We start from the raw sequence: 11549 nt of genomic DNA, 5'->3' as shown, positions 1-11549 counted from the left end.
GCCCGGACAGCACGACCAGCGCGGCCCAGGCGAGCAGCGAGGCCGGGCCCGCGACCTCGGCGGCCAGTGCGGGCAGCGCGATCACGCCGGTGCCGAGCACCGCGCCGATGTAGAGCGCGGCGCCCTGGAAAATCGTCAGCGAGCCCGCGTGATGAGCGGCGGGCGAATCGACATGCGAGGGCATGGACAGCAGTCTCCGGGAGTCTTGTCGTGTTTGGGCGCGGGAGCCCGCGCGGAAAATCGTTCGATGCTACCCGAATGACGACGGCAGCGCGGCCCGGCGATCAGTAGTCCGTGCGGTGTCGCGTGTCAGCCGGTGTCAGCAGTGGCGTGCGAGCCGCAGGCGGGCATCCTCGCGCGCGGCGGGTGACAGTTCGGGTGCGTAGTGGAACGCTCCCGAAACCAGCGATGCGACGGGCACGCCGTCGCGGAACAGGACGCGATTGCCGGCCAGCGCCGGCACCTTGTCGCCGGGCAGCAGCGTGCCGGCAAGATTCAGCGGATCGGCGCCCGTCACGCATACGTACTGTCCGTCGCCTGGCTGCCGCCGCAGTTCGCGCAGGATCGGAATCGCTTCGGGCAGCGCGAACTGTTCGCCCGCGAGCCCGGCGACGAAGCGTCCGCCGCGAATCTCGCCTCGCGCTTCGAGTCGCTGCAGTACCCGCACGAGTTCGCGCCAGCTCGGCAGCCAGTCGGCTTCGCGTTCGAGCAGCCGCCAGAACACGACGCCGTAACGGCGCAGCAGCGTCCATGCGATGTGTTCGAGCGCGTCGGGGTCGGTCGCGGCCTGGCCGCGTTTCGGCACTGGCGCATCGTCCGGCGGCGCATGGCGTTGCACGAGTGCCCAGCGGCCCGCGTCGTCCATCCCGCCGATCAGTGCACCGCCGCGCCGTGTGCGTGGCGCATAGGTCGCGCTGCGCTTGACGGCGGGCTTCAGCAGCGCACGCAGGCCTGCGTAGCTGTCCGCATTCACGAGGCCGGCCGACACGAGTTCGCCGAGCGCCTGTTCGAGTTCGACGGGCAGCACGTGCAGGTCGTCGAGCAGTGCGTCGAAGAACATCGCGCCGTGCGCGGCGAGGGCGTCGCGTACCTGTGCGGCCCTCGCGGACAGTGCCGGTTGCGCATCGGGATCGCGCAGCGCCTGCCACGCGGACAGGTGGCGGCGCGGCAGCAGCACGATCGGCGTCGTCTTCACGGGTGTGCCGGCCGCGCGCGCCGGTGCGCCGATGCGTGTCCACACGAGCTTGCCCGAGCGGCACAGCTCGTCGAGCCCGCCTGCCATGTAGTCGGTCAGCCGCGCGGGCAGCAGTGCGTCTTCCCATGCGCTCGCCGCGGCCTCGTAGCCTTCGAGCTGTTCGACCACGGCCGCCAGTGCATCGCGGCCCGTGCCGCGCGTGTCGAGCGTCAGGTGTTGCCAGTGAAACAGGAAGCGCATGAAGTCTGCGCGCTCGACCGGTTCGATCTCGCGACGCAGCCGCTTCACCGTATAGCGATGAATGCGCGCAAGCAGATGGCGTTCGCACCATTCGTCCGTCGTCGTGCCCGGCGTGAACCGGCCGCGCATCACATAGCCTTCGCGCTCCAGCGCCGCGAGCGCCGTCGCGATCGACGCAGGCGGCAGCCCGAGCGGTGTCGCGATCGAATCGAGGGCCAGCGGGCCGAAACCGGTGAGTCGCGCGCGGATCACGTCGACGAGTGCGGCATCCGCTTCCCACGGCTGCGCGCAGGCGGCCGGCACCTTGAGCGCCGGCGTGATGCGCGCGTCGGGATGCAGCGCACGCACGCACACGAGCCGTTCGACCGGCACCCACAGTGCGGCGCCGCCCGGTGCGGCCAGTTTCGTCGCACGGCGGCGTTCGGCAAGTTCCGCGAGCCGGTCGAGCCAGCCTTCGTGTTTGCGCGCTTCGCCATCGGCGATGCACGCGAGCGTGAGCAGCGCGTCGTGCATTTCGTCGGCGTCGCGCACGAGCGGCCAGGCTTCGTCGCGCACTGCATCGATCGCGTCGGCGTCGAGCGCGCCGAGATCGTCGGCCGATTCGGGATCGCTCCAGCGGCGCGACTGCACGGCCTGCGTGCGGCGTTCCTCGAGCGGTGCATCGTCGAGGAACGCGTACGGTTTCGCGTTCAGGATCTCGGCCGCGAGCGGCGACGGCGCGGGCAGGTCGCGCGCGACGAGCTCGATCGCGCCGCTTTCGATCCGGCGCAGCAGCGCAAGCCAGCCATCGGTATCCATTGCGTCGTGCAGGCAATCGTCGAGCGTCTGGTCGACGAGCGGATGATGCGGAATCTCGCGCTCGCCGACGATGTTTTCCAGGCACGCGACCTGATCGGGGAACACGGTCGCGAGCAGATCCTCGCTCTTCATCCGCTGTAGTTGCGGCGCGGTGCGCTTGCCGCCGGTGAAGCGCGGCAGCGCGAGCGCGGTCGTCGCGTTCCAGCGCCAGCGCACGCCGAACATCGGCGCGTCGAGCAGGGCCTGGACCAGCACGTGCTCGGCGCTCGCTGAACGCAGGTAGCGCCACACTTCGTCGAGCGCGAAGCTGTGTGCGAGCGACAGCGACAGGATGATCGCGTCGTCGGTCGCGGCGGCCTGCAGCTCGAAGTTGAAACTGCGGCAGAAGCGCTTGCGCAGCGCGAGCCCCCACGCGCGGTTGATGCGGCTGCCGAACGGCGAATGGATCACGAGCTGCGTGCCGCCCGATTCGTCGAAGAAACGCTCCATCACGAGCGTGTCCTGCGTCGGCAGCGCGCCGAGCGCGGCGCGCGTGCGGGCGAGGTAGTCGGCGATCTGGTGGGCGGCGTCGGGTGACAGATGCAGATCGTCGACGAGCCAGCGCAACGCCGGCGCGAGGCGGCTTTCGGCGGAGGCGGAAACAACTGTGTTGGGCCGCAAGTCGAGCGAGGCATCCGTATCGACTGTGCCGGCGGCCTTTGATTTCACATTCGCGCCGGCTTTGGCGTCGGTGCGAGGCATGGACTTCCTGCCAGTCTCGTCGACGATGCTTTCTCGGCTCGTGCCATGCGCTGCCAGCCGGTCACCGTCGGCGAACAGTCCGTCGAGCCGCGCGCGCAGCCGGCCGACCGCCGCCGACAGCTCGTCGCTGCGCCCCGGCGCCTCGCCGAGCCAGAACGGAATGTTCGGCGACTGGCCCTGCGCGTCCTCGACACGCACGCGGCCCGTTTCCACGCGAATGATCCGGTACGACTGGTTGCCCAGCTGGAACACGTCGCCGGCCAGGCTCTCGATCGCGAAATCCTCGTTGACGGTGCCGACCTGGATGCCCTGCGGTTCGAGCAGCACCGCGTAGTCGGCCATGTCGGGGATCGTGCCGCCGGACGTCGTGGCGGTCATCATCGCGTTGCGGCGCCCGCGCACGGTGCCGCCGACCACGTCGCGATGCAGGTATGCGCCGCGCACGCCGCGCCGGCTCGTGAAGCCTTCGGCGAGCATCTTCATCACTTCGTCGAAGCGCTCGCGCGTCAGCCGTGCGTACGGCGCCGCGCGCGTGAAGCTCGCATACAGCGCGTCTTCCTGCCATTCCGTGCACGCCACTTCGGCGACGATCTGCTGTGCAAGCACGTCAAGCGGCGCTTCGGGAATACGCAGCGCGTCGAGCTCGCCGCGTTGCACGCAATCGAGCAGCGCGGCGCACTCGACGAGTTCGTCGCGCGACAGCGGGAACAGCCGGCCTTTCGGTATGCCGCCGACATGGTGCCCCGAACGGCCGACGCGCTGCAGGAACGGAGCGATTCCGCGCGGCGAACCGACCTGGCAGACGAGATCGACGTCGCCGATATCGATGCCGAGTTCAAGTGATGCGGTGGCGACGAGCAGCTTCAGTTCACCGCGCTTCAGGCGCTGCTCGGCATCGAAGCGGTGCTCCTTCGCGAGACTGCCGTGATGCGCGGCGATCGCCTCCTTGCCGAGCCGGTCGGCGAGATGGCGCGCCATGCGCTCGGCGGTGCGCCGCGTGTTGACGAACACCAGCGTCGTGCGATGCGCGGCCGCAAGCCCGGCGATGCGGTCGTACACTTGTTCCCACACGTCGGTTGCCATCACGGGTTCGAGCGGCACGTTCGGCAGTTCGAGCGCGAGGTCGCGCTCGCGCGTGTGGCCGGTGTCGACGATCGTGCAGTCGCGCGGCGCGTCAGCCGGGCCGCCAACCAGGAAGCGCGCGACCGCGTCGATCGGCTTTTGCGTGGCCGACAGCCCGATGCGCGGCAGCGCATGGCCGGCCAGTGCGTCGAGACGTTCGAGCGACAACGCGAGATGGCTGCCGCGCTTCGATGACGCGAGCGCATGGATTTCGTCGACGATGACCGAGCGCACGTTCGACAGCATCTGCCGCCCCGACGTGGACGACAGCAGCACGTACAGCGACTCGGGCGTCGTGACGAGGATGTGCGGTGCGCGCTTGCGCAGCGCGGCGCGCTCGGCCTGCGTCGTGTCGCCGGTGCGCACGGCGGTACGGATCGCCGGCACCGGCAGGCCGAGTTGCGCGAGCGATTCGGCGATGCCGGCCAGCGGCGCATCGAGGTTCACGTGGATGTCGTTCGACAGCGCTTTCAGTGGCGACACGTATACGACGAGCGTGGCGTCGGGCAGCGTGCCGTCGTGCGCCAGCGCATCGCGCACCAGCTCGTCGAGCGCGCACAGGAACGCGGTGAGCGTCTTGCCGGAACCGGTCGGCGCGGCGACCAGCGTCGAGCGGCCGGCCTTGATGTGCGGCCACGCGAGCGCCTGTGCGCCGGTGGGCGCGGCGAACGTGCGCCGGAACCACGCGGCGACGGCCGGGTGGAACACGTCGAGCGCACTGGCGGCAGGGCGGGTAGCGGTGACGTCCATCGGAGCGTTGAAATGGGGTGCAAGCGCGCGGAGGGCGCGCACACGAATCGAATCGTCAGTGTGCCAGACGTCGCGCGTGCGTGCCGGGCACGTACGGCGACGATTCGAATTCAGATGGGGGCCATCACCGCACTTTCAACGAACGGAAAGTTGCATGCGCGTCGGCACGCCGATCGCGTGCTGAATTGCGTCGAATTGCGACTAAACGCGATTCAGCCAGCCGAGCCAGTGCTCGAGCAACGGCGCGCGCGAGCACAGCGACTGCGCGAGCCACAGCGTGCCGCCCCATGCGGCGGCCACGACGATCAGGTCGCAATGCCCGCTCTTCCACAGGTTGAGCGAGTGACGCCGCCAGATCCACGGCACACCGAGCGGGTTCGGCCAGTCGGCGAGCAGGTGCATCAGGCCGCCGCATGCGAAGCCGAACAGCGGCGCGGCCCACAGCGGATGCGGATGATGGATGAGCCCGTGCCACCCGAGCGCCAGCAGCGCGATCCAGCCGATGCCCCAATGCGTGACGGTGCGATGCGTGATCCACAGGCGGCGCTTGCGGCTCCACCATGCGACTTCGAGCCAGTCGGGCGCGGTGCCGCCCGCGACGCCGGCCACGAATGCGGCGAGCATGCCCGAGTGCCACAGGCCTGTTGCACCGGTTTGTGCGACGAGGACGGCGGCGGCGACACCGGCCGCGATGCCGGACGCATGATGCGCATTGTGTGATGCCATAGGAAGCGAGACGAAGAAACGTGAAGCGGTGCGTGCATGAAAAATGATGCAGCGCGAAAGCGGGGCGCTATCTTCGCAGATCGGCCCGTGCTGCGGGAGGGACGTTTGCAGATTTTTTTGCACGTGTCGCGTGGCTTTCCGTGCAGTTCGCAACTTTCGGTTTTTTGTGCGCTGCGTGATGACGTATGCCGCGTGCAATTTCGACCGATCCGCGGGCATGTTCTTGAGCAGCATGACCTCGCGCACATGACGAATGCGCTTTCGTTGCACACCCCGTGTTCGACCCTTTTTGTCCCCCTATACTACGAAACCGGAGATGGCCGTCGGCGTGCCGGCGACCATGAGCGGAACAGGTGCTTTTCCTGCCTGAAGGAGATCCACATGGGGGACATGCAATGACTACGCTGAATCGCTTCAAATCATCCGCTGTCGTGCTCGCGACGGTGGCCGGCATCGGCTTCCTGCCGAACGCGCCCGTCTATGCGAAGGGGCCGCAGCCCGCAGTCCTGACGAGCTCGGCCGTCGCGGTGGCCGACAAGTACAGCGCGGATGCCGCGGAGCGGATCTTCAAGGAAGGCGGCAACGCGATCGACGCGGCCGTCGCGATCGCATTCACGCTCGCCGTCACGTATCCGGAAGCCGGCAACATCGGCGGCGGCGGCTTCATGACGATCTACAAGGACGGCAAGCCGTACTTCATCGACTACCGCGAGCGCGCGCCGCTCGCCGCGACGAAGGACATGTATCTCGACAAGGACGGCAACGTCGTCAAGGGCATGAGCCTGTACGGCCCGCGCGCGGTCGGCGTGCCGGGCACGGTCGCGGGCATGTGGGAAGCGCAGAAACGCTTCGGCAAGCTGAAGTGGAAGCAGGTGCTCGCGCCGGCGATCCACTACGCGCGCGATGGTTTCGTCGTCGACGAACAGCTCGCGCAGCGCGGTGTCGACGCATCGAAGGAGTTCGGCGGCAAGACCAACTTCGACAAGTATTTCTCCGGGCTGAAGGCGGGCGTGAACTTCAAGCAGCCGGATCTCGCCGATGTGCTCACGCGCATCGCGAACGACGGCGCGGAAGGGTTCTACAAGGGCAAGACGGCCGAGCTGATCGCCGCATCGATGAAGACCGGCGACGGCAACGGGCTGATCACCACCGAGGATCTCGCGCAGTACCGCGCGGTGTGGCGCCAGCCGGTGCAGGCGAAGTGGAACGGCTATGACGTGATCACCGCGCCGCCTCCGAGCTCGGGCGGCATCGGCCTCGTGCAGTTGCTGAAGATGAAGGCCGACCTCAAGCAGGATTTCGAGGGCGTGAAGCTCAACTCGCCGCAGTACATCCACCTCGTCGCGGAAATCGAGAAGCGCGTGTTCGCCGATCGGGCGCAGTATCTCGGCGATCCCGATTTCTACAAGGTGCCGATCGCGCAGCTGACCGACGACGCCTACATCGCGAAGCGGGCGGGCGAAGTCAACCCGAAGGAGCCGTCGGATACCAAGAGCGTGCAGCCGGGCCTCGGCACGACGATGCCGGAGAAGGCTGAAACGACGCACTTCTCGGTGGTCGACAAGTGGGGCAACGCGGTGTCGAACACGTACACGATCAACGGTTATTTCGGCTCGGGCGTGATCGCCGACGGCACCGGCATCGTGCTGAACGACGAGATGGACGACTTCTCCGCGAAGCCGGGCGTCGCGAACATGTTCGGCGTGGTCGGCAGCGACGCGAACGCGATCGAACCGAAGAAGCGCCCGCTGTCGTCGATGTCGCCGACGATCATGACCAGGGACGGCAAGGTGTCGCTCGTGATCGGCACGCCGGGCGGCTCGCGGATCTTCACGTCGATCTTCCAGGTGATCAACAACATCTACGACTTCAAGATGCCGTTGAAGGAGGCCGTCGGTGCGATGCGCTTCCATCACCAGCTGCTGCCGCCGAACACGATCTTCTGGGAGCCGTACCACCCGATCGAAGGCGAACTCGCGAAGCAGATCGAGGCGCGCGGCTACACGCTGAAGGGGCAGGATTTCAGCGGCGACATCCAGGTGATCAAGATCGACGGCAAGACGCCGGAAGCAATGGCCGACCCGCGCGGGCGTGGCGTGACGCGGATCATTCACTGACGTGAAGGGGGGCGTGCGCAACTGCGAAGGCGGCCGCGCACGCCGTGTTCCACAGCCGGGTGTCGTGTCGCCGGCTGCGGAACGTACTCAGCCGTTGGTCCGGATGAATTCGGCAATGCGTGCCGAGATGGCGTCGGGCGCATCTTCGAAGCAGTAGTGCCCGACGCCCGCCAGCCGTTCGACGGGCGCGGACGGAAACAGGGCCGTGAAGAGCGGCAGGAAGTGTTCGGCGCCGAGCGTTCGATCGGCGTCTCCCCAGATCGCGAGCGCGGGTTTTTCGCGTATCGCGCGCAGCGCCGCCGCATCGGGCTCCTCGAACCGGTGTGCGCCGGCGGCAAACCCGCGGGCCCATCCGATCGCGCCGACGCAGTCCTCCGGTTGTGCGAACGGCGCACCGTATGCGTCGATCCACGTGTCGTTGATGATCGCGTGATTTTCGAACCCGTTCAGCTTCAGCGTGCTCAGGATGTTGAAACCGAGCTGACCGAGTACCGTCTCCAGCGTATCGTCCGCCGCCGCGCGCATGATCCACTGGAACCACGGCGCATCGCGACCGTTCGCGTTCAGGCGGTCGACCAGATCGGGCTGGCCGAACGGCGTCGGCCCGTTCGCGGACACGATCCGCCGGATGCGATCCGGATGCCGCGCGGCGAGCCCCATGCCGACCGGGCCGCCGAAGTCGTGCAGCACCAGTGTGATGCGATCAAGGTCGCGCGCGAGCACGAAGCGCTCCAGGTTGTCGATATGGTCCTGCAGCCAGTAGCTGCGATCATGCGGCGTCGCGCTTTTGCCGAAGCCCATGTGATCGGGGACGACGACGCGGTGCGTCGGACTCAGCGCGGCAATCAGATGACGAAACAGATAACCCCACGTGGGTTCGCCATGCAGGCACAGGATGGTTTCGCCGTCATGCGGGCCTTCGTCCACGTAGTGCATCCGGAAGCCGGATGCGTCGTCGAAATGCGGGGCGAATGGAAAGGTGCCGTCGAACGTGGCATCGGAACGGATCATCGAACGCTCCTTCGGATAGTCGGATAGATTGGTTTCAAGTTGAAACCGAATCGAAGCGTAGGATATTAGGTTTCAAGTTGCAACCAAAATTGTGGCTGGGCCGCAGGCCGAATGACTGGCGGGCTGGCGTGCGAAGACGTGCCGGAAAGAAACGCAGCCGGAAAGTATTGGCCGGACGTATAAGTTGAAGCGCCAATCAGACCCGAATCGACCATTCCATTCGTCGATCGCGAACAGTCGGGCCCGGTGCGATTGATCTTTCGTGCGGCGAGTTTTATATTGCAACCATTCATTTCAACGGAAACGACCGCCGTTCCGCCCGCATTCCGGGCACGGAGTCGCCTCGAGCCTCGATGAACAGACGAACCACGCACGAAGATTCCCCCTGCGGCGTTGCCCGTCCGCTGGACGCGATCGGCGACTGGTGGTCGCTGCTGATCGTCCGCGATGCGTTCGACGGGCTGCGCCGTTTCGGCGAATTCCAGAAGAACCTCGGGCTGGCCAAGAACATCCTGGCTGCGCGCCTGCGCAACCTGGTCGCGCACGGGATCATGGACATCGTGCCGGCCGCGGACGGCGGCGCGCATCACGAATACGTGCTGACCGAGAAAGGGCGCGGCCTGTTTCCGCTGCTCGTCGCGCTGCGGCAGTGGGGCGAGGATTTCTTCTTCGAACCGGACGAGGCGCACGTGCTGCTCGTCGACCGGAAAGCCGGGTTGCCGGTCAGGAAGCTCGAACTGCGCTCGCAGGACGGCCGCGTGCTCGGGCCGGAGGACACGGTCGTGTTGCCGCCGCCGGACTGACGTGCGGCGGTCGCGGCAAGCGTGCCTGCGTTACCGCTTCAGCAGCGCGTGCGCCTGCACGATCTGCTCGGCGAGCTGGTTGATCGAGATGCGCCGCTCCATCGCCTGCGAGCGGATCTGCTGGTAGGCCTCTTCCTCGCTGATCGCGTTGTGCTGCATCAGCAGCGTCTTCGCTTCCTGCAGCGTGCGCGCGGACATCACGCGCTGTTCGAGCTGCGCGATGCGGCGCCGGTATTCGTCGTGCCGGCGGCTCTGGTGACACGCGAGCGCCATCGCGCTCAACAGGCCGAACGAGCGCACCGGCGTCGTCACTGCGCTCTGCGCGTCGATGCGCAGCATCAGTTCGAGGATCGTCGGGCTTTCGTAGGTCGTGACCGCGATGAGCGGCGGCCGTGCGTCGTCTTCCAGCCACGGGATCGACAGGTGCAGCAGGTCGGGCCGGACCGCGAGAATCACGAGGTCGACGCTTTCCGGCAACGCGGCGGGCGGCGGCCAGCGCTGCTCGGTCGGGCAGCCGATGCGCGAGAGCTGCTCGACGAGCAGCAGGCCGTTGTCGTCGTCCGGGTAGTACACCATCACGCGCAGCGAGCGCAGTTCGGCGAGCAGGCGCGGCGTCGAGCGGATCGGGGTGCGGGCGCGCATCGTCGGTTACGCCTTCTGTTCGTCGGGCGTGTGCACGCGGTCGCCGAGCGAATGCGTGACGAGGTACGGATCGGGATGCACGCGTCGCGTCGCTTCGCGCACGATCGTGAAATTGCCGTCGGCCGTCGCGCAGCCGATGCGCGGGTAGAGGCACGTGTGCTGCGTGAGCCGGTCGATCTTCACACGCCCCTGCGGCGCATCGAATTCCGCGTCCGCGAGATGTTCGACGAGCCGGTCGCGCTGGTCGGTGCCGGCGCGCGCGAGCGCATTGGCGAACAGGTGAACCTGGAAATACGCGGCTTCCCACGGCGCGGACGCACTCGCGTCGTCGCCGAAGCGCGCCTTGAGCTGCGCGATGCAGCGCCGGTTCACGTCCGAATCGATGGTCTGGAAATAGGGCGACGACGTGTAGTGGCCGGCCGCGGCTGCGCCCATCTGGCCGAGCTCGATCTCGGAGGTCGTCAGGCTCGCGATCGGCATCTTGCGCGCATCGAGGCCGGCTTGCGCATACGCGCGGTAGAACGCGGCCGTGCTGTCGCCCACCAGCGTGCTGAACACGAAGTCGGGCGCCTTCGCGCGGATGTCCTCGACCACCGCCGCGAAATCCTGCTCGGACGCGACGAGCGGCATGTACACCTCGCCGAGGATCTGGCCTTCCGGATGCTGCGTGACGAGGTCGATCATGATGCGGTTCGACTCGTACGGGTAGATGTAGTCGGACCCGACCAGGTACACGCGCGCACCGAACTGCGCGGTCATGAACGCGGCGAGCTGCACGCTGTTCTGGTTGGGCGCCGCGCCCGTGTAGATCACGTTCGGCGAGAACTCGAAGCCTTCGTAGAGCGTCGGGTAGAACAGCAGCTTGTCCCACTTCTCGACGATCGGAATCAGCGCCTTGCGGCTGCTCGACATGTACGCGCCGAACAGCACGTTCACGCGTTCGGTGGCGATCAGCTCTTCGGCGAGCCGCGCATAGACGGCCGGGTCCGAGCAGGCGTCGCGCACGACGGGCACGATCTCGCAGCCGTTCGCGCCGCCCGCTTCGTTGATCTCGGCGATCGCCTGCAGCGTGCCGCGCAACTGGCTCTGGCCGAGGTGCGACGTGCATCCACTCTGCGAGAACAATACGCCAACCTTCACACTGTTCATTCGGTCTTTCCTGTCTCTTCCGGGTGGGGCCGTCACGCGGTCAGCCGCCCGGCCGCGTGCGCGACGACGGCCGGCAGTGCGTCGCCGTTCGCCGCGTGGACGCAGCTCGGGCCGACGCCAAGTATTGTAGACAACCCGGGCGGTGCGCCGAACGACAATCCGGCGATCGCGACGCCGCGCTGCCGGCCCTGGCGTGCCGCGTGGCGCGCATCCTCGACGAGGTAGCGCGGGTCGAACACGTCGATGTCGGCGGCA

General features: G+C 67.4%; 7 protein-coding genes and 2 pseudogenes. 2 read left to right on the top strand and 7 right to left on the bottom strand.

Annotated features, from left to right (window positions below; all coding sequences use genetic code 11):
• The 3 genes and pseudogenes from G3N93_RS24295 to G3N93_RS24285 all read right to left on the bottom strand — a co-directional run.
• Positions 1-184: pseudogene (locus tag G3N93_RS24295) on the bottom strand (amino acid permease); the annotation flags it as partial.
• A 135-nt stretch (positions 185-319) separates the two neighbouring features.
• Entirely contained in the window at positions 320-4846 is a 4527-nt protein-coding gene (locus G3N93_RS24290; protein WP_206134129.1) for a DEAD/DEAH box helicase, read from the bottom strand.
• A 201-nt stretch (positions 4847-5047) separates the two neighbouring features.
• A complete protein-coding gene (locus G3N93_RS24285; RefSeq protein WP_174982965.1) occupies positions 5048-5572 on the bottom strand; it encodes a metal-dependent hydrolase in 525 nt (174 codons plus the stop codon).
• Between the two features lie 395 nt (positions 5573-5967).
• On the opposite strand from G3N93_RS24285, the gene ggt reads away from it, so the two are divergent.
• A complete protein-coding gene (gene ggt, locus G3N93_RS24280) occupies positions 5968-7689 on the top strand; it encodes a gamma-glutamyltransferase (RefSeq protein ID WP_011355450.1) in 1722 nt (573 codons plus the stop codon).
• An 87-nt stretch (positions 7690-7776) separates the two neighbouring features.
• On the opposite strand, the gene G3N93_RS24275 is transcribed toward ggt, so the two are convergent.
• On the bottom strand, positions 7777-8700 hold the full coding sequence (locus G3N93_RS24275) for an alpha/beta fold hydrolase (RefSeq protein WP_206124385.1): 924 nt from the start codon (positions 8698-8700) through the stop codon (positions 7777-7779).
• Positions 8701-9053: 353 nt separating this feature from the next.
• Here G3N93_RS24275 and G3N93_RS24270 point away from each other — a divergent pair, with 353 nt between their 5' ends.
• Positions 9054-9503 carry a helix-turn-helix domain-containing protein gene (locus tag G3N93_RS24270; protein ID WP_011355448.1) on the top strand — a complete coding sequence of 150 codons (450 nt, stop codon included), beginning with the start codon at positions 9054-9056 and terminating at the stop codon, positions 9501-9503.
• Between the two features lie 30 nt (positions 9504-9533).
• Here the strand turns inward: G3N93_RS24270 and G3N93_RS24265 are convergent, their stop codons facing one another.
• The 3 genes and pseudogenes from G3N93_RS24265 to G3N93_RS24255 form a co-directional block, all read right to left on the bottom strand.
• Positions 9534-10145, bottom strand: a complete 612-nt coding sequence (locus G3N93_RS24265) for an ANTAR domain-containing response regulator (RefSeq protein ID WP_174910533.1) — start codon at positions 10143-10145, stop codon at positions 9534-9536.
• A 6-nt stretch (positions 10146-10151) separates the two neighbouring features.
• Positions 10152-11294: a transporter substrate-binding domain-containing protein gene (locus tag G3N93_RS24260; RefSeq protein WP_174982970.1), complete on the bottom strand. Its 1143-nt coding sequence runs from the start codon at positions 11292-11294 to the stop codon at positions 10152-10154.
• A 32-nt stretch (positions 11295-11326) separates the two neighbouring features.
• Positions 11327-11549 (bottom strand): annotated as a pseudogene (locus G3N93_RS24255) (nitric oxide reductase activation protein); the annotation flags it as partial.

The organism is Burkholderia sp. Se-20378 (assembly GCF_017104665.1).
Lineage (GTDB): Bacteria > Pseudomonadota > Gammaproteobacteria > Burkholderiales > Burkholderiaceae > Burkholderia > Burkholderia lata.
The sequence above is the reverse complement of the archived record's forward strand: the minus strand, read 5'-3'. Positions and strand labels throughout refer to the sequence as shown.